The organism is Saccharothrix sp. ST-888, assembly GCF_000955975.1.
Classification (GTDB): Bacteria; Actinomycetota; Actinomycetes; order Streptomycetales; family Streptomycetaceae; genus Kitasatospora.
Map to the genome: position 1 here is coordinate 36,866 of NZ_JYJF01000040.1, position 18,987 is coordinate 55,852.

Here is an 18,987-nt window from a genome sequence, read left to right on the forward strand (position 1 = left end):
ACTCGGCGAAGCGTCAGACCTTGCGGCGACGCCCCTTGGCCGCCTTCGCGGCCTTGCGGCGCTCGGCCCGGGTCAGGCCGTCGCCGTCACCGTCCGCACCGGACTCGTCGAAGTCGCCTTCGATGACCGTCTCGTCGCCGTCCACCGTGGGAGCGGTGTAGTGCAGACGCTGCGGCTTGGGGGCCTCCAGGCCCTTGGCCTTGATCTCGGGGCGGGCGACGCCGGAGTCCTTGGCGAGCTTCTCCAGCAGCACGCTGGCCTCCTCGATCGCCTGGTCCTCGACCGGGACCTCCTCGACCTGCTGCTCGACCTGGACCTCCAGGTTGAACAGGTAGCCGACGGACTCCTCCTTGATGCCCTCCATCATCGCGGTGAACATGTCGAAGCCCTCGCGCTGGTACTCGACCAGCGGGTCGCGCTGCGCCATCGCCCGCAGGCCGATGCCCTCCTGCAGGTAGTCCATCTCGTAGAGGTGCTCGCGCCAGCGGCGGTCGAGCACCGAGAGGACGACCCGGCGCTCCAGCTCGCGCATGATCTCCGAGCCGAGCTGGTCCTCGCGGGCGCCGTACTGGGCCTGGATGTCCTCCTGCAGGACCCGGGTGAGGAACTCGGGGGTGAGCCCGGCCTGGCCGCCGGCCTCCTCCTCCAGCCCCTCCAGGTCGAGGGTGATCGGGTAGAGCTGCTTGAGGGCGGCCCAGAGCTTCTCCAGGTCCCAGTCGTCCTCGAAGCCCTCGCCGGTCGCTGCGGTGACGTACGCCTCGACGGTGTCGTCCATGAAGTGGCCGACCTGCTCCTGCAGGTCCTCGCCCTCCAGGACGCGGCGGCGCTCGGCGTAGATGACCTCGCGCTGGCGGTTGAGCACCTCGTCGTACTTGAGGACGTTCTTGCGGATCTCGAAGTTCTGCTGCTCGACCTGGGTCTGCGCGGAGGCGATCGCGCGCGTCACCATCTTGGACTCGATCGGCACGTCCTCGGGCACGTTGGCCATCGAGAGCACGCGCTCGACCATGCCGGCCTTGAAGAGCCGCATCAGGTCGTCGCCGAGCGAGAGGTAGAACCGGGACTCGCCCGGGTCGCCCTGACGGCCGGAACGGCCGCGCAGCTGGTTGTCGATCCGGCGGGACTCGTGCCGCTCGGTGCCCAGCACGTAGAGGCCGCCGAGCTCCTGGACCTCGATCTGCTCGGCCTTGACGGCCGCCTTGGCCTTCTCCAGCGCGCCCGGGAAGGCGGCGTCGTACTCCTCCGGCGCCTCCGGGGTGATACCGCGCTGGGCCAGCTCGGCCGCGGCGAGGTGCTCGGCGTTGCCGCCGAGCATGATGTCGGTACCGCGGCCGGCCATGTTGGTGGCGACGGTGACGGCGCCCTTGCGCCCGGCCTGCGCGATGATCAGCGCCTCGCGCTCGTGGTGCTTGGCGTTCAGCACCTCGTGCGGGACGCCGCGCTTGCGCAGCTCCTGGGAGAGGTACTCGGACTTCTCGACCGACACGGTGCCGACCAGCACCGGCTGGCCCTTCTCGTGCTTCTCGACGATGTCCTCGACCACGGCGGCGAACTTGGCCGGCTCCGACTTGTAGATCAGGTCGGGCTGGTCGATGCGCAGCGGGTTCTTGTTGGTCGGGATCGGGACCACGCCGAGCTTGTAGATCTGGTGGAACTCGGCCGCCTCGGTGGTGGCGGTACCGGTCATGCCGGACAGCTTGTCGTACAGACGGAAGAAGTTCTGCAGGGTGATGGTGGCCAGCGTCTGGTTCTCGTTCTGGACCTCCACCCCCTCCTTCGCCTCGATCGCCTGGTGCATGCCCTCGTTGTAGCGGCGGCCGGCCAGGATACGGCCGGTGTGCTCGTCGACGATCATGACTTCGCCGTTCATGACGACGTAGTCCTTGTCCCGCTTGTAGAGCTCCTTGGCCTTGATGGCGTTGTTCAGGAAGCCGACCAGCGGGGTGTTCACCGACTCGTAGAGGTTGTCGATGCCGAGGTAGTCCTCGACCCGGCCGACACCCTCCTCCAGCACACCGACGGTGCGCTTCTTCTCGTCCACTTCGTAGTCGCGGTCGATCTTCAGGCGCAGCACCAGCTTGGCGAAGTCGGCGTACCACTTGGTCGCCTGGTCGGCCGGGCCGGAGATGATCAGCGGGGTACGGGCCTCGTCGATGAGGATCGAGTCGACCTCGTCGACCACCGCGAAGTTGTGGCCGCGCTGGACCAGTTCGTCCTGCGACCAGGCCATGTTGTCGCGCAGGTAGTCGAAGCCGAACTCGTTGTTGGTGCCGTACGTGATGTCGCAGGCGTACTGGCGCTTGCGCTCGGCGGGCGACATGTTGCCGAGGATCACGCCGACCTCGAGGCCGAGGAAGCGGTGCACCCGGCCCATCCACTCCGAGTCGCGCTCGGCGAGGTAGTCGTTGGTGGTGATCAGGTGGACGCCCTGGCCGGTCAGCGCGTTGAGGTAGGCGGGCAGGGTGCCGACCAGGGTCTTGCCCTCACCGGTGCGCATCTCGGCGACGTAGCCGAAGTGCAGCGCCGCGCCGCCCATCAGCTGGACGTCGTAGTGCCGCTGACCGAGGACGCGCTTGGCCGCCTCGCGGACCGTCGCGAACGCCTCGGGCAGGATGTCGTCCAGGCTCTCGCCGTCGGCGAGGCGCTGCTTGTACTCGTCGGTCAGTGCGCGCAGCTCGTCGTCCGTGAGGTTGACGAAGTCCTCTTCGATGGAGTTGACCTGGGCAGCAATCCGCTGCAGCTTGCGAAGGATCTTGCCTTCGCCGGCGCGCAGGATCTTGTCGAAGACGGACACTTGAGCGGGCTCCTTGCCTGGATCGGCTCTGGACTTACTGCGAGGTGGGACACCCCACCGTACGGGCCATCGTATGCGAGGAGGCCAACGCGTTGGGAGGTGCGTCAGCACGGTATTCCCGTGTCACCCGGGAGAGGAATGCCCCCTAGCGGCACGCTCAGGGGCAAAAGGGGCACCGCGGAAGGAAGTTCAGCGAGGATCGATCAACTCGGCCGCGAAGACGGTGCCCAGCGGTTCCGGGCCGATGTACTGCTGGCAGTTGCACGGCCTCGGCTCATACCGTACCGGCTTCCGGTCCGCGTCCCACGCCACCGGGCACTCGACCTGCTCGTGGCAGCGGCCGGTCCGGTCGTGCTTGGCGAGGTGGTGGGTGCAGCCGCAGATCGGCTCCGGCGGCCGCTTCGCCGCCTCCAGCTCGAGCCGCTGCCGGTCCGCGATCCGGAGCAGCTCCAACTTCCGCTTGTGCCTGGTTCTCAGCGCACCCCGTACGTTCCGCTCGACCCAGCCCCCGCCGACGACCACGGCGGGGATCAGTGCCCACAGCCAGCCCACGTGCCACCTCCCCCTCTGTCCGGTGGGCTCAGGGTATCGCCGCCGGGTCCGGCGGTGTCAGTGCCCCGTTCTAGGCTCGCGAGCATGACCTCGACCCCCGCCGCGACGCTCTCCGCCGACCAGGCCCGCCGGATCGCCCTATGGGCCCAGGGCCTGCTCGGCGCCCCGGATCGCCGGGCCGGGGTGCGCGGGGTGCTGCGGCATCTGGGCGCGGTGCAGCTGGACACCATCTCCGTGCTGGCCCGCTCGCACGAACTGGTCCCGTACGCGCGCCTGGGCGCGGTGGGCCGCACCGCCGTCGAGTCGGCCTACTGGGGCGCGGAGAGCACCTTCGAGTACTGGTCGCACGCGGCCTGCATCCTGCCGGTGGAGGAGTGGCCGCTGTTCGCCTTCCGGCGCCGCCGCTACCGCGACCGCGGCCACCCCTGGGGCCACCAGGTGACCCCGGAGACGTACCGGCACGTGCTGGACAAGCTGCGCGCCGAGGGCCCGCTCACCTCCACCGAGTTGGGCGGGGCCAAGAAGACCTCGGAGTGGTGGGACTGGTCCGACACCAAGATCGCGGTCGAGCGGGCACTGGCCTTCGGCGACGTGGTCTGCACCGAGCGGCGCAGCTGGAAGCGGGTGTACGAGCTCGCCGAACAGGCCATCCCGGCCGATCTGTTCGGCCAGGAGCCGACCGACGCCGAGTGCCTGCGCAGACTGGTCGCCCAGGCCGGCGCCGCCCTCGGGGTGGCCACCAGGGCGGACTTGATGGACTATCACCGGCTCAGGGCCGACCAGGTCGACTCGGTACTGGCGGACTCCCCGCTGGTACCGGTCGAGGTGGCCGGCTGGGGCGCGCCCGCCTGGGCCGACCCGGCGGCCCTGGCGAGCGAGCCGCGCGGGCGGCACCGTACGACGCTGCTCTCCCCCTTCGACTCGCTGGTCTGGGACCGCGCCCGGACCGAGCGGATCTTCGGCATGGTGCACCGGCTGGAGGCGTACACCCCCCGGCACAAGCGGGTGCACGGGTACTTCGCCATGCCACTGCTGGCGGGCGGCCGCCTGGTCGGCCGGGTCGACCCGGCCCGCGTGGGGCGGACGCTGGTGGCACGGCGGGTCTCGCTGGACGCGCCGAAGCACGTCGAGGCGCTGGCCGGGGCGCTGCGCGAGGCCGCCGAATGGGTGGGCTGCGACACCGTCCGGGTCGAGACCCTGGCCGAGGAGCGGCTGCGGCCCGCCCTGGAGCGGCTGTTGGCGCAGTAGGGCGGCAACCGGGCCGACGGTCAGCCTATTTCGAGGATCTTCTCCCGCATCGCGTAGACCACGGCCTCCATCCGGGAGTGCAGCTGCAGCTTCTCCAGGATGTTCCGGACGTGGTTCTTCACGGTGTTCTCGCTGATGAACAGCGCCTTGGCGATCTCCCGGTTGTTCATCCCGGTCGCCACCAGCTTGAGCACCTCCAGCTCCCGGTCGGTGAGCCGGGGCGCCGGGACCAACTCCCGGTCGTCGGAACGCCGTTGGATCATCGACTTGAACTCGGTGAGCAGCTTGGAGGCCATCGACGGGCTGATCTGCGACTGGCCGTCGGCCACCGCTCGGATCGCGGTGGCGACCTCGTCGGTGGAGATCTCCTTGAGCAGGTAGCCGGTGGCTCCGGCCTTGATCGCCTCGTAGAGGTCGGCTTCCTCGTCGCTTATCGTCAGCATGATGATCTTGGCGCTGGGCACCACGTCCTTGATCGCGGTGCAGGCCTCGATACCGCTGCGCCGCGGCATCCGGACATCCATCAGGATGATGTCGGGCAACAGGTCGGCAGCCTTGAGCACGGCCTCGGCGCCGTCCCCGGCCTCGCCGATGACCGTGATGTCCTCCTCCTCGGCCAGCACGATCTCCAGGCCGCGGCGGAACAGTGCGTGGTCGTCGACCACCAGGACCCGGATCGGCTCCGCCTGCTCCGCCGGGCACTCCGGTTCCGCGAACTCCCCCAGCCGCTCCCGGCCCTGCCCGGCGCCGATGCCTCCCCCCGCACCGGGCCTGAAGTGATCCCCCATCCGCTCCTCCCCCCTCGTCGGTCAGTGTCCGGGCAATCATTCCACGGCGTAGCCACCGCCCGGTCACCCTCCGACGTCGGACCGCCCAGCCGGGTGACCCCGGTGGCCGTGGCCACCGGGGTCACCCGGACCGTCGATCTGTTCCGTTGTGCCGACGGCGGCTGCCTGCCGCTGCCGGCGTGTGTGCCGTGGTCGTCGGCCGTGGTCGCCGCTACCGGCCGGGGTCAGTCCTCGTCCGGTTCACCGATCGCGCCGCCGGCCCCGCCGACGCCGCCGATCTCTCCGACGGCCGCGCCGTTCGGCTCCAGGTGGATGACACCGTAGTGGTAGCCGTGCCGGCGGTAGACCACGCTCGGCAGCCCGCTGTCCTTGTCCACGAACAGGTAGAAGTCGTGGCCGACGAGCTCCATCTCGTACAGCGCCTGATCCAGCGACATGGGCGCGGCGGGGTGCGTCTTCTCGCGGACGACGAGCGGTCCGTCGCCCTCCACCTCCAGGGATCCCATCATGGTCTTGCGGACCGCGCCGTTGGCCGCCCCGCCGGCCGGTGCCGTCTCGGGGAGTGCCGCCAGTGCGGCCGTCGCCTCCGCGACACTGATCGGAGTGCGGCCGCCGGTGCCACCCTTGTGCACCCGGCGGCGGTCGGCGGACTTGCGCAGCTGCGCGTCCAGTTTGGCCGAGGCCAGGTCGAGCGCCGCGTACGGGTCACCAGCGGCGGCTTCGGCCCTGATCACCGGGCCACGGGTACGGAGGGTGATCTCCACCCGCTCGGACCGGTCGGCCTGACGCGGGTTGTGCTCCTTGGACACCTCGACGTCGAGGCTGATCACCTTGCCGTCGAACCTCTGGACCTTCTCCAGCTTCTCGGCCACGTGCTCGCGGAACCTCTTGGGCACCTCGGTCTTGCGGCCCTTGACGACGATGTCCACGCAGAACTCCGATCCCTCGTGCTGACGCCGATCCGGAGTGCTCACCGGATCGGGCTGAGACCCAGCCGGACCAGCCCGTGCCTGCCGCCCCTCCTCTGCCGGCTCTCGCCGGGAGGTGCCCCCGTCACCGAGGGCGGCCATCGCGACTGGCCCTCACCTCACTTCCTCCCCACCAGGAACGCTTGAAACCCCTTGGAGCCTTATCGAACACCCGCGAAGGGGATTTCGCCTCCCCAGTCGAACAAGGTAGCGGCGTGATGTCGCCGGTCCGGCTGTTTTACCTTGTTTACCCTCTTGCGGGTGAAACGGCGGTAAACGGCTGGACAACGACGCCGGGGGCGTCCACCGTAAGGCCCAGTCTCCGCTCCCGGAAGCCCTAGGGAGGAGTCGTGCCGGATCTCGTTCCCCATCACGCCGCCGTTCCCGCAACCGTCCCAGTCGGCGTCCCAGTCGGCATCCCGGTCGCCTGGCCCGCCGCCGATGCCGCCTCCGCCGTCGGCTCTCCGTCCGGCGGTCTGTCCGGCTCCCTGTTCCGCGACCTGCTGGACCTGCTGCTCCCGGCCCGCTGCGCGGGCTGCCGCACCGGGCACAGCCCCCTCTGCCCGTCCTGCCGGGCCGTGCTGCGAGCCGCCCACGCCGAGCCCGCGGGCCCGCGGCCGCCACCGGCCGGGCTGCCCCCGCTGTACGCCGCCGCGCCCTACGCCGACCCGGTACGGCAGTTGCTGCTCGCCCACAAGGAGCGCGGCGCGCTCTCCCTGGCCGGGCCGCTCGGCGGGGCACTCGCGGTCGCGGTCCGCGCCGCGCTCGGCCACGCCGCCGCGGAGCTCGTCCCGGGGGCGGACGCCGGGCCCGTCCTACTGGTGCCGGTGCCCTCCACCCGGCGGGCCGTCCGGGCCCGCGGGCACGACCCGACCCTGCGGCTGGCCCGCGCGGCGGCCCGGGAGCTGCGCCGGGGCGGTCTGCGGGCCGCGGTCGCTCCCGTCCTGCGGCACGGGCGGGCCGTCGCCGACCAGTCCGGGCTGACCGCCGTCGAGCGGCGGCGGAACCTGCACGGCGCGCTCACGGTGCCGGCGCACCTGGCCGCCCGGCTGACGGGCGGTCGGCCGATCCTGGTGGACGACCTGGTCACCACCGGGGCGAGTCTCGCCGAGGCCGCCCGCGCACTGGGCGCGGTCGGCCACCCGCCGTCGGCCGCCGCGACCGTGGCCGCCACCGTCCGGCGCGCTCCGCAGGGCGCTGCGCCCGGCTCGACCGGCCGCGCGGCCCCGGCTCCGGCAGCCGAGGGGCGGCTACTCAGCCCGGGTAGGTGAAGGAGGTGCCGTGGTGCTGCGGCGCGGCCTCGCGCCACTGGCTGCCCTGGAGCCGGTAGATCTCGTTGTCCTTCGAGACCGCCAGCACCGGCAGCGCCTGGTCGCCCGAGCGGGCTTCCGAGGCCGAGACCGAGATCATCGACTCGCCACCCTGCAGCGGGGAGTCGGTGTTCTGCGAACCGTCCGTGCCCACGTAGTGCAGCTGCTGAAGCTTGCCCGGCTCCTTGCCGAGCACCAGCAGCTGGTCGGTGTCCGCCCAGGAGACCGAGGCGATCTCGCTGAGCAGCGGCGCCACCGGCCGCAGACCGGTGATCTGCGCCTCCGGCTTGGCCGGTGTGCCCGAGTGCACCACCAGCCCCACCATCAGCGTCCGCGCACCGGAGCTGTCCGCCAGGACGAGTGCCGCCCGCACCCCGTCCGAGGCGACCTTGAGCGACTGCACGGTACGTCCGCCGAGCTCGCCGACCTCGACGGGGACCACCGAACGGCCGCGCACCATCAGCACCCTGGCGGCCGCCGGGTCGCGGTCGACCAGCCACAGGTCCTGGCGGCCGTCCCAACTGAGCGAGGTCAGGCCCTGGTTCGGCGAGGTGGCGGCGCTGGTGGCGACCGGAGTGCCCAGCCGCTCGTTCGTGCCGAGTCCGGCCACGAAGAGCTGCCGCTGGTCACTGCTGACGGCCGCCGCCATGTTGCCGTCCCGCCGCACCGCGACCGAACCGACCGGTGTCTGACCGGCCTTCGGCTGCCCGAGGTCGCCGAGCACCGGCGTGCCCTCGCCGCTGCCCTGGGTCTGCATCAACTTGCCGGTGTCCGAAAGGTAGTACGCCTGCGGCAGGCCCTGCGCGCCGGCTGCCAGGCTGCCGGGGGCGACGGCCTGGGCCTGCGAGGCGTTCTGCGAGCAGCCGCCCTTGACCCCGTTCAGGTCGAGCCGCTCGATCTGCCCCTTGCCCTGCTGGTCGAGCAGGGTGAAGTAGAGCTGATCGGCCATCTGCTGGCAGAGCTTCGGCTGAGCGCCGAAGTCGGGGACGTTCACCTTGACCGAGATCACCCGGCTGTCGCTCACCGAGACGTCGCCGACCAGCTTCGCACCGTCGAAGGCCGAGTACACCGCCTTGCCCAGCCAGGCCGAGGGGCCGTCGGCCAGCGCTCGGGCGGCGGCGGTCAGCGGGTCGGTCCGACGCCGCAGATAGATCGGGTCAGGCACCAGGACCGGCTGCTGCTGGGCGGCCACCGACGGGTCGGAGGCGGCGTAGAAGTAGCGGTGGGTGGCCCGGTAGCCGTTCCGGAAGTTGGTCTGGTCGACGATCAGCCCGTCCGGCAGCTGATCGATCCGCCACTCCCCCTTGTCCGGCCCCTCCTTCTCCTTCACGAAGGTGAACTTCTCCTGGTAGGGCTCGTTCGCCACCACCCGGTAGGTGTGCGCCGCGTCGATCTGCCCGACCTTCACCCCGGTGACCGGGATGTCGATGCTCACGTCCTCTGGCTTGGGCGCGCTGATCGTCCGGCTGGGGCTCTTGGCCAGCACCGTCACGCCCGCCTCCGGCCGCCAGCGGTGCTGGCTGCGCGCGGACGCGGTCAGGTACTTGGACGCGGTGGCGTAGTCGGGCTCGTCCGCGTTCGAGGCGTCCAGGAAGCCGGTCAGCAGACCGGCCAGGTCCTCGCCCGGGTGCGGCGCCACCGGGAAGACCCGGACCTGGAGGTTCTCCGCTCCGGCCGCCTGCAGCACCTCCACCCGCTCGGACGGGCCGTCGGCGGGCATCGCGACACAGCCGCTGACCAGCAGCGCGGCCAGCCCGGCCGTCGCCGACCAGCCGATCCTGCGGGCGGCCCGGGGGCCGGGGAGACCGGGTATCCGACCTCGTGCACCGGTCGGTCCGGCTGCTGTGCCGACTCCCGGCCCGGCGGCGTCGGTCTGCGAAGCGGTGGCACCGAGGCGCGCCTCAGTCGTCCTGCCGTCCGTCCCTGGCATGCCGCGCCCCCTCCGTATCGCCGTCCGCAGCACCGTTCCTGTCGGCACCGTGCCCAGCTGAACCGCTGCTCTCCGCAGCGCCACGACCCGCAGTGCCACGACCCGCAGCCGAGTCGTCCGCTGCTTCGTCGTCCACGGCCGCGCCGTTCGCAGCCTCGTCGTCCGCCTCGGGCTCCTGCGCCGCCGGACGGACCAGCGGCCGGTCCACCACCACGTGGGCGCCGGTGGCACCGTATCCCGCCGAGGCGGCACGGACGTCGGAAGGGTCCGAGACCGGCGCCGACGGCAGCTTGCCCAGCCCCGGGCCGATGCTCAGCACCCCGCCCAGGCCGCTGCCGAAGCTGCTCAGGCCGCCCTCCGGGGTCTCGGGCGTCTCCGGTACCGCCGGAGCGGCGCCGGTGCTCTCGTCCGAGGCGCTCAGCGCGGTCGCCCCCGACGGACGCGCGGTCCGCCGGTACGGGGTGCCCCGGGCGCCCAGGCCGAGGTTGTGCCGGGAGTCCTCGGGTTCGAGGCGGAACGGCGCCCGGCCGACCTCGCCGCCCCTGGTGCGGGGCAGGGTGAGCCGGAAGTGCGAGCCGCCGCCCGGCTCGCCCCAGGCCTGGAGCCAGCCGCCGTGCAGATGGGCGTCCTCGACCGCGATCGACAGGCCCAGGCCGGTGCCGCCGGTGGTCCGCACCCGGGACGGGTCCGCGCGCCAGAAGCGGTGGAAGACCCGGGACGCCTCGCCCGGCTTGAGTCCGATGCCGTAGTCCCGGACACCGATCGCGACCGCGCCCTCGGCCGAACCGAGCCGGACCACCACGTCCCGGCCCTCGCCGTGCTCCAGCGCGTTGACCACCAGGTTGCGCAGGATGCGCTCGATCCGCCGGGAGTCCACCTCGGCGACCACCGGGTCCTCGGCACCCCGGATGACCACCGCGCTGCCCTTGGCCTGGGCCAGCGGGTCGGCGGCCTCCACCACCCGGGTCACGATGTCGCGCAGGTCCACCGGCTCGGCGTCCAGGAGCGCGGCGCCCGCGTCGAACCGGCTGATCTCCAGCAGGTCGGCGAGCAGCGACTCGAAGCGGTCCAGCTGGTCCTGGAGCAGCTCGGCGGAGCGGGCCGCCATCGGATCGAGGTCCTCGCGGCTGTCGTAGATCAGGTCGGCGGCCATCCGGACGGTGGTGAGCGGGGTGCGCAGCTCGTGCGAGACGTCCGAGACGAAGCGCCGCTGCACCCGGGAGAGCTCCTCCAGCTGGCGGATCTGCGCCTGCAGACCGTTGGCCATCCGGTTGAAGGAGTCGCCGAGGCGGGCGATGTCGTCCGTCCCGGTCACCTTCATCCGCTCCTCCAGGTGCCCGGCGGCGACCCGCTCGGAGATCCCGGCGGCCATCCGTACGGGGGTGACGACCTGACGGACCACCAGCCAGGCGATCCCGCCGAGCAGGATCACCACGAAGACCCCGGCGGTCGCCAGGGTGCCGGTGACCAGGCCGAGGGTCTTGGTCTCCTGGCCGAAGGAGAAGACGTAGTAGAGCTGGTACGGCCGGCTGTCCGGTCCGGTGAACTGCTTGCCGATGACCAGGCCGGGCTCGCTGTAGGACGGGCCGCCGTCGCCGCGCTGGATGTCGGTGACCTTCTCGTGCGCGACCGAGGGGTCGGCGGCCACGTCCCGGCGCAGCTGGGCCGGGATGCTGCTGGGCAGGATGTTGCCGGAGTACCAGGCCCCGCGCAGTCCGGCGCTGGGGGCGGCCTCCTCCTGGTCGGTGGTCGGGACCAGGGCGATCACCGAGTAGACGCCCGTGCCGCCGCTGGCGAGGTCCGAGACCTGCTTGATCAGCCAGGTGCTGAGCTCGTCGGCGGTCGACTCGCCGCCGCTGGTCCCGGCCTTGGCCTGCAGGTTGATGGCTTCGTTGATCTTCTCCTGCTCGATCTGGAAGCCGCCGATGGCCTGGCCCTGCGCGGAGTGCTTCTTCGCGTCCAGCAGCCCGGTGCGGACCTGCGCGACCACCACCACGCCGAGCACAAGCACCACGGCCAGCGAGAGCAGCAGGGTCGCGGCGACCACCCGCACCTGGATGGAACGGCGGTACAGCGCGAGCACCCGGTGCACCGGGCGCCGGAGCTGACGCGCCACCATGGCCAGCAGGGCGGCCGGACCGCGCCGGGGCCCGCGGCCCTGGACGGTCGAGCTCAGCACGGCCCCGGGCACAGCGGCTTCCCCGTCGGCGGCGGAGCCCGACGGGGTGTCGTCAGCGTCGTACGTCACGTCAGCTGGGCCCGGCCTTGTAGCCGACACCGCGGACGGTCACCACGATCTCGGGCCGCTCGGGGTCCTTCTCGATCTTGGACCGGAGGCGCTGCACATGGACGTTCACCAGCCGGGTGTCGGCGGCGTGCCGGTAGCCCCAGACCTGCTCCAGCAGCACCTCGCGGGTGAACACCTGCCACGGCTTGCGGGCGAGCGCGACCAGCAGGTCGAACTCCAGCGGGGTCAGCGGAATGCCCCGGCCGTCCCGCTTGACCGAGTGCCCGGCCACGTCGATGACCAGGTCGCCGATGGTCAGCTGCTCCGGAGTGGGCTCCTCGGCGCGGCGGAGCCGGGCACGTACCCGGGCCACCAGCTCCTTGGGCTTGAACGGCTTGGTGACGTAGTCGTCGGCACCGGACTCCAGGCCGACCACGATGTCCACCGTGTCGGTCTTGGCCGTGAGCATGACGATCGGCACGCCGGACTCAGAGCGGATCTGCCGGCAGACATCGATGCCGTCCCGGCCGGGCAGCATCAGGTCGAGGAGCACCAGGTCGGGCTTGGTCTCCCGGAACACGGCTAGCGCCTTGTCCCCATCCGCGACGAAAAACGGTTCAAAACCTTCACCACGCAGCACGATGCCGAGCATCTCGGCCAGTGCGGTGTCGTCATCAACGACGAGGACGCGTCCCTTCATGCGTCCATCCTCTCATTACGGGATTGTGACGTGCCGCACAGCCGTGCCATTTCGGCGCGGAGCACCCCGCCAACTCGGTCATATCGTCGCAAAGTTCGCAGGCCGTGCAGGTCGCACGGGCTCTTGTCGATCAGCAAGGGGAACACCTCTGGGGCCGATGGCACCACCATGGCACGATGGGCGCCACAGGGTACCGCTCGGTGGTCGCACGAGCACCCGTGATCTTCCGCAGAGCCGCTACGAGGAGCAGTGATGACCGACACCCCGAGCTGGGCGTCGCCCGGCTCGCCCGAGCCACCGCATGAGGCCGCCGGGCCGTCGGCACCACCTTCCACCCCCGCACCGGAGCAGGGCACCCCACAGCCGGACGCCGCACAGCCGGCCACCCCGCAGATCCCGCCGCAGGCCGCACCACCGCAGGGCTGGAGCGCCCCCGGTCCGTACGCCGGCTACGGCGCCGCACCGGGCGCACAGCCCGGGTGGGGCCCACCGCCCGGCCCCGGCGGCTACCACCCCGGCTGGGGTGCGCCGCCGAGCCCCAAGCCCGGCGTCATCCCGCTGCGCCCGCTCGGGATCGGCGAGATCCTGGACGGCGCCATGTCCACCGTGCGCCGCCACTGGCGGACCGCCGTCGGCCTGTCCTTCGGCGTGGCCGCCCTGGAGCAGACGCTCTCCGCGCTCGCCCAGTGGTGGGCGTACGAGTCGCCCCACACCGCCGGCCCGGCCGTCGCGCTGTTCGCCACCTACCCGGTCAACTTCGTGCTGGGCATCCTCGCGGCCGGCCTGCTGACCATGGTGGTCAGCAAGGCCATCCTGGGCCGCTCGACCACCCTGGGTGAGGTGTGGCGGGACGCCCGGCCGCAGCTGCTGAAGCTGGCCGGGGTCACCCTCCTGACCAGCCTGATCATCGCCGGGGTCATCCTGCTGGCCGCCGTGCCGCTGATAGCCGTGCTGATCGGCGGCCACCCCGACCCCGGGCTGATCGCGCTGCTGTTCCTGCCGATCCTGGCGGCCGTCCCGGTCGCGCTCTGGCTCGGCATCCAGCTCAGCCTGGCCGCGCCCGCCCTGATGCTGGAGCGGCAGGGCGTGCTGACCGCGCTCGCGCGCTCCCGGCGGCTCGTCAAGGGCTCGTGGTGGCGGGTCTTCGGCGTCACCCTGATCAGCCGGCTCGTGATCGGCATCGTCGGTTCGATCGTCGCGCTGCCGTTCCTCGTGATCGGCATGCTGCTGGCCCCGGACGACGCCGGCACGACCGGCAGCCCGTTCGGCGCGTTGGCCGGCGCCCCGCCCGCGATGCTGGCCAGCCTCGCCATCGGCGGCACCCTGGTCGCCACCATCACCATTCCGGTGCTGGCCGGCGTGAACGTCCTGCTCTACGTCGACCAGCGGATCCGCCGCGAGGCCCTCGACATCGAACTGGCCCGCGCCGCCGGTCTGCCGGAGTTCGGCGGCACCGGCTGGTCCGGTCCCACCGGCCCGCAGGGCCCGACCGTGCCGGGCGGACCGCAGAGGATCTGACAGAGATGGCCATCTGGGGGGAAGGGACGCTGCTGCTCGCGAGCGGCGCCCCGGTCACCGTCCCACGCGACCCGGCCCGTGACGACGCCCGCCGGGAGCTCCTCAACCCCGTCTACCACCAGCACGACCCGAGCCTGCTGCAACAGCTGATGACCTGGATCCAGGACCAGCTCGGCCACGCGCTGTCGCAGGTCGGCTCCGTGGGCAGCAGCGGTGTCACCGGCCTGCTGTTCTTCCTGGTGGTGGCGGTGCTGATCGGCGCCGCCCTGTGGTGGCGCCTGGGCGCCCCCCGCCGCCGGGTCCAGAGCGCCGCAGCCCTGTTCGCCGCCGAAGGGCCGCGCACCGCCGCCCAGCACCGCAGCGCCGCAGCCGCGCACGCCGCCGCGGGCGAGTGGTCCGCCGCCGTCCGGGAGCAGATGCGCGCCCTGGTCAGGGCCCTGGAGGAGCGCACCGTCCTCGACGTACGCCCCGGGCGCACCGCCGACGAGGCCGCCGCCGAGGCCGGCCGCGCCCTGCCCGCGCACACCACCGCGCTGGCCGACGCCGCCCGCACCTTCGACGGCATCGCCTACGGGGACCGGACCGCCGACCGGACCGCCTACCAGTCCCTGCTCGACCTCGACCGGGCCCTCCAGCGGGCCACGCCCGTGCTCACCGGGACGCCCGCACCGACCGCACCGGTCCCCGTCCCGACCGGCGGAGGCACCGCATGACGCTCACCGCCACCCGCACCGGGACGGCCGGCAGCACCTCCCCGACCGGCCGTCAACTCTGGCTGCGCTCCCGCTGGTTCCTGCTCTTCGCGGTCCTGCTGCTGCTCGTCGGCCTGCTGGTCGCCGGCCTCGGCAGCCACGGGCAGTACCCACCGCTGGACCCGCGCTCCCCCGACCGCGACGGCGCCCGCGCGGTGGTCCACCTGTTGGAGAAGCAGGGCCTGACGACCCGTACGGTCGACACCGAGGACACCCTGGCCGACGCGCTCGCCGAACCCGGCAGCACCGTGGTCCTCCCCGAACCCGACCTGATGACGACCACTCAACTCCGGCGGCTGGCACAGGTCCGGCGGGGCAGCGACAGCCGCCTGGTACTGATCTCGCCCGAGGCCGCCGCACTCGCCGCCTTCACCCCCGGCATCACCCTGGCGACCACCGCCAACGGCATACCGAAGAGCGCCGGCTCCACCGGCGTCCCCGCGGACTGCCCCCTCCCCGAGGCCACCCTGGCCGGCCACGCCGAACTCGGCGGCCTGCTCTACCGGCCCGGCGCCGACGACACCGGGTGCTACCCGAGGTTCGGCGCCTACCCGCTGGTCCGGCACACCGACCCCGGCTCGCGCGAGCTGGTCGTCCTCGGCTCCGGCCGCCTGCTGACCAACGAGCGGCTCGCCAAGGACGGCAACGCCGCCCTCGGCCTGAGCCTGCTCGGCTCCCGCCACCAGCTCATCTGGTACCTCCCCGACTACGCCGCCGCGGCCCGGTCCGGCGACGGCAGCGCCGCGGGGCCGCAGCGCACCCTCACCGACTACATCCCCGAGGGCTGGACCTGGGCCGGCCTCCAACTCGTCCTCGCCGCGCTGCTCGCAGCCTTCTGGCGCGGCCGCCGCCTCGGGCCCGTGGTCACCGAGAACCTCCCCGTCGTGGTCCGCGCCACCGAGACCACCGAGGGCCGGGCCCGCCTCTACCAGCGCGCCAAGGCCCGCGGCCGCGCCGCCGACGCGCTCCGCCAGGCCGCCCGGCACCGGCTCGCCCCCGCCCTGGGCGTAGCGCTCACCGCGGGCGAACCGGACCCCACCGCGCTCTGCGCCGCCGTCGCCGACCGACTCGGACGGCCCGCCGCCGAGGTCCACGCGCTGCTGTACGGCACCCCACCCACCGACGACGCCGCCCTGGTGCGGTTCACCGACGACCTCGATGCCCTGGAAAGGCAGGTACGACAGCCGTGACCGAACAGGTCTCCACCCCGGCACCCGCGACGGCCCCGGCGGCCTCCGACGACCCGCGCGCCGCCCTCACCGCCCTGCGCGCCGAGATCGCCAAGGCCGTGGTCGGCCAGGACGCCGCCGTCACCGGGTTGGTCGTCGCCCTGCTCTGCGGCGGCCACGTCCTGCTCGAAGGCGTCCCGGGCGTGGCCAAGACGCTGCTGGTCCGCACCCTGTCCACAGCGCTCAGCCTGGAGACCAAGCGGATCCAGTTCACCCCCGACCTGATGCCCGGCGACGTCACCGGCTCGCTCGTCTACGACGCCCGCACCGCCGAGTTCTCCTTCCAGCCGGGACCGGTCTTCACCAACCTGCTGCTCGCGGACGAGATCAACCGCACCCCGCCGAAGACCCAGTCCTCCCTGCTGGAGGCCATGGAGGAGCGCCAGGTCACCGTCGACGGCGAACCCCGCCGACTGCCCGTCCCCTTCCTGGTCGCCGCCACCCAGAACCCGGTCGAGTACGAGGGCACCTACCCCCTGCCCGAGGCCCAGCTGGACCGCTTCCTGCTCAAGCTGGTCCTCCCGCTGCCCGACCGCGACCAGGAGTTCCAGGTCCTCACCCGGCACGCGGCCGGCTTCGACCCGCGCGACCTCGCCGCCGCAGGCGTCCGCCCGGTCGCCGGACCCGCCGACATCGCCGCCGCCCAGGCCCTGATCGCCAAGCTGACCGTCTCCCCCGAGGTGCTCGCCTACATCGTGGACATCTGCCGGGCCACCCGGCAGTCGCCCTCGCTCTCCATCGGCGTCTCCCCGCGCGGAGCCACCGCTCTGCTGAACACCTCCCGCGCCTGGGCCTGGCTGGCCGGCCGCGACTACGTCACCCCCGACGACGTCAAGGCCCTCGCCCTGCCCACCCTGCGGCACCGCATCCAGCTTCGCGCCGAGGCCGAGATGGAGGGCGTCACCGCCGACTCCGTCATCCAGGCCGTCCTCGCCCAGACCCCCGCGCCGCGCTGACAGCTGCTCAACCCACAGCACCACCAAGGGAGTACACCCCATGGCCCTGACCGGCCGCACCGCCCTGCTCGTCGCGCTCGGCGCGCTCGTCGTGGGCCTCCTGCTGCCCTCCTGGGCGGGAATCGGCACGGTCACCCTGCCCGTACTCCTCGGCGTCCTCGCCGACCTGGTGCTCGCCGCGCCGGTCCGCACCCTGCGCTTCGAGCGGAGCGGCGACACCACCGTCCGGCTCGGCGAGGCCGCCACCGTCGAACTCACCGTCACCAACCCGTCCGGACGGCCGCTCCGGGCCCGACTCCGCGACGCCTGGCCGCCGTCCGCCTGGCGCCCCGGCACCGCCTTCGCGGGCTCCCGACACGCCCTCACCGTCCCCGCCGGTGAACGCCGCCGGCTCACCACCCTGCTCGCCCCCACCCGGCGCGGCGACCACCACGCCCACCGGGTGACCGTACGCTCCCTCGGTCCGCTCGGCCTGGCCGGACGCCAGGGCTCCCACCACGTCCCCTGGACCCTGCGCGCCCTGCCCCCCTTCACCAGCCGCAAGCACCTGCCCTCCCGGCTCGCCCGCCTGCGTGAACTCGACGGCCGCACCTCGGTGCTGGCACGCGGTCAGGGCACCGAGTTCGACTCACTGCGGGAGTACCTGCCCGGCGACGACGTCCGCTCGATCGACTGGCGGGCCAGCGCCCGCCGCAACACCGTCGCCGTCCGCACCTGGCGACCCGAACGCGACCGGCACATCCTCGTCGTCCTCGACACCGGCCGCACCAGCGCCGGACGCGTCGGCGACGCCCCGCGCCTGGACGCCGCCCTCGACGCCGCGCTGCTGCTCACCGCCCTCGCCACCCGGGCCGGCGACCGGGTCGACCTGCTCGCCCACGACCTGCACCGGCGCGGCAGCGTCATCGGCCGCTCGCCGAACGAGATCCTGCCCGCCTTCACCGACGCGATGGCCAGCCTCGAACCCGCACTGCTCGAAACCGACATGCGCGCACTCACCGCATGCGCCCTGCGGATGGCCCCGCGCCGCTCGCTGATCGTGCTGATCACCGGCCTCGACGCCCGCCCGGTCGAGGAGGGCCTGCTCCCCCAGCTCCCCCTGCTGACCCGGCGCCACGAGGTCGTCCTGGCGTCCGTCGCCGACCCGCGCCTGGACGAGCTCGCCACCGCCCGGGGCACCGTCCAGGACGTGTACGGCGCCGCCGCCGCCGAGCAGACCCGTGCCGACCGCCGCCGCACCGCAGAACGCCTCACCCGCCACGGCGTCACCGTCCTGGACGCACCACCAGCCGCCCTGCCCCCGGCACTCGCCGACGCCTACCTGGCGCTCAAGGCCGCCGGACGGCTCTGAACCACCTCCCGGCCGCCTCCCGCAGCCGTGCCTTGTACGGGTGCCCGGCGCCGGCGCCACGCGCTGCTGCCCGCCCCGACGCGTTCCATATCGACAGCGGCCTTAGCCAGGGCGGTCCCAACGGTCATCACCACGGCCAAACCACGGCCAACCGCTGAAGAGCGCGTCCGTGAACTGTCAGCCCGACGTGATGCGGCGGCGCGCCGCCGCACCAGGGGCAGTGCGAGGGCTGCACCACCACGGCCTGGCACGTGGAGGACGCCGTCTATCTCAACGCCCGCGGCGTCTCGTTCGCCATCCTGACGACGGGCCGGTGGGACGAGGTGGCTCCCTACGTCGAGCTCATGGGTTACACCCAGCCCTGGTACTCGGTGCGGGGCATGGCAGCGCCGGTCGGCGTAGAAGTGGAGCAGATCGTCTGTTCCCTGCGCGACGGCGACCGCATGTTCCTCACCTACTCCACGACCGTCCGCGACAACGAGCCGGTCAACCGCCGCCCGTCCGGTCCTCTCGACTACCCGGCCTCGCCCGCCTGCGTTTCTCTGAAAACGGGCCCCAGAAAACAAAAAAGCCGTGGCCCCCAGCGAAACGCTGGGGGCCACGGCTTGAATGATTGTTCGGCGGCGTCCTACTCTCCCACAGGGTCCCCCCTGCAGTACCATCG

At 72.6% G+C, this 18,987-nt stretch carries 14 protein-coding genes and 1 pseudogene; 8 read left to right on the top strand and 7 right to left on the bottom strand.

The genetic code is table 11. The features are described 5' to 3' along the window. Window positions 1-13: 13 nt before the first annotated feature. Window positions 14-2,794 carry a preprotein translocase subunit SecA gene (gene secA / locus UK12_RS15240; RefSeq protein WP_045303496.1) on the bottom strand — a complete coding sequence of 927 codons (2,781 nt, stop codon included), beginning with the start codon at window positions 2,792-2,794 and terminating at the stop codon, window positions 14-16. Window positions 2,795-2,983: 189 nt separating this feature from the next. Next, a complete protein-coding gene (locus UK12_RS15245; protein WP_045303497.1) occupies window positions 2,984-3,346 on the bottom strand; it encodes a hypothetical protein in 363 nt (120 codons plus the stop codon). An 84-nt stretch (window positions 3,347-3,430) separates the two neighbouring features. On the opposite strand from UK12_RS15245, the gene UK12_RS15250 reads away from it, so the two are divergent. After that, a complete protein-coding gene (locus tag UK12_RS15250) occupies window positions 3,431-4,594 on the top strand; it encodes a winged helix-turn-helix domain-containing protein (protein ID WP_045303498.1) in 1,164 nt (387 codons plus the stop codon). A gap of 20 nt (window positions 4,595-4,614) precedes the next feature. On the opposite strand, the gene UK12_RS15255 is transcribed toward UK12_RS15250, so the two are convergent. Together UK12_RS15255 and hpf are read right to left on the bottom strand one after the other, a co-directional pair. After that, window positions 4,615-5,382 carry a response regulator gene (locus UK12_RS15255; RefSeq protein ID WP_045303499.1) on the bottom strand — a complete coding sequence of 256 codons (768 nt, stop codon included), beginning with the start codon at window positions 5,380-5,382 and terminating at the stop codon, window positions 4,615-4,617. Between the two features lie 224 nt (window positions 5,383-5,606). Continuing rightward, window positions 5,607-6,311, bottom strand: a complete 705-nt coding sequence (hpf, locus tag UK12_RS15260; RefSeq protein ID WP_045303500.1) for a ribosome hibernation-promoting factor, HPF/YfiA family — start codon at window positions 6,309-6,311, stop codon at window positions 5,607-5,609. A gap of 389 nt (window positions 6,312-6,700) precedes the next feature. Here hpf and UK12_RS15265 point away from each other — a divergent pair, with 389 nt between their 5' ends. After that, window positions 6,701-7,621: a ComF family protein gene (locus tag UK12_RS15265; RefSeq protein WP_197084880.1), complete on the top strand. Its 921-nt coding sequence runs from the start codon at window positions 6,701-6,703 to the stop codon at window positions 7,619-7,621. On the opposite strand, the gene UK12_RS15270 is transcribed toward UK12_RS15265, so the two are convergent. The 3 genes from UK12_RS15270 to mtrA are packed head-to-tail and all read right to left on the bottom strand — an operon-like array spanning window position 7,605 to window position 12,517. Beyond that, window positions 7,605-9,590 carry an LpqB family beta-propeller domain-containing protein gene (locus UK12_RS15270; protein ID WP_045303501.1) on the bottom strand — a complete coding sequence of 662 codons (1,986 nt, stop codon included), beginning with the start codon at window positions 9,588-9,590 and terminating at the stop codon, window positions 7,605-7,607. The two genes, UK12_RS15265 and UK12_RS15270, sit on opposite strands and share 17 nt — an antisense overlap. Next, window positions 9,562-11,838, bottom strand: coding sequence for an MtrAB system histidine kinase MtrB (gene mtrB, locus UK12_RS15275; RefSeq protein ID WP_197084881.1), 2,277 nt, complete (start codon window positions 11,836-11,838; stop codon window positions 9,562-9,564). The genes UK12_RS15270 and mtrB overlap by 29 nt, the downstream gene beginning before the upstream one ends. Before the next feature lies 1 nt (window position 11,839). Continuing rightward, a complete protein-coding gene (gene mtrA, locus UK12_RS15280; protein WP_045303502.1) occupies window positions 11,840-12,517 on the bottom strand; it encodes an MtrAB system response regulator MtrA in 678 nt (225 codons plus the stop codon). 252 nt (window positions 12,518-12,769) lie between these two features. Here mtrA and UK12_RS15285 point away from each other — a divergent pair, with 252 nt between their 5' ends. The 6 genes and pseudogenes from UK12_RS15285 to UK12_RS45040 all read left to right on the top strand — a co-directional run. Then, window positions 12,770-14,035, top strand: coding sequence for a hypothetical protein (locus UK12_RS15285; protein WP_045303503.1), 1,266 nt, complete (start codon window positions 12,770-12,772; stop codon window positions 14,033-14,035). Window positions 14,036-14,040: 5 nt separating this feature from the next. Then, complete coding sequence (locus tag UK12_RS15290; RefSeq protein WP_045303504.1) at window positions 14,041-14,748, top strand: DUF4129 domain-containing protein; 708 nt, start codon at window positions 14,041-14,043, stop codon at window positions 14,746-14,748. Beyond that, window positions 14,745-15,977: a DUF4350 domain-containing protein gene (locus UK12_RS15295; protein WP_045303505.1), complete on the top strand. Its 1,233-nt coding sequence runs from the start codon at window positions 14,745-14,747 to the stop codon at window positions 15,975-15,977. The genes UK12_RS15290 and UK12_RS15295 overlap by 4 nt, the downstream gene beginning before the upstream one ends. Beyond that, on the top strand, window positions 15,974-16,972 hold the full coding sequence (locus tag UK12_RS15300; protein WP_045303506.1) for an AAA family ATPase: 999 nt from the start codon (window positions 15,974-15,976) through the stop codon (window positions 16,970-16,972). Before UK12_RS15295 ends, UK12_RS15300 begins: the two co-directional genes overlap by 4 nt. Before the next feature lie 40 nt (window positions 16,973-17,012). After that, the gene (locus UK12_RS15305; protein WP_045303507.1) at window positions 17,013-18,323 is read left to right on the top strand and encodes a DUF58 domain-containing protein; all 1,311 of its coding nucleotides are present in this window, start codon (window positions 17,013-17,015) and stop codon (window positions 18,321-18,323) included. Between the two features lie 206 nt (window positions 18,324-18,529). Further along, window positions 18,530-18,987, top strand: a pseudogene (locus UK12_RS45040) (DUF899 family protein); the annotation flags it as partial.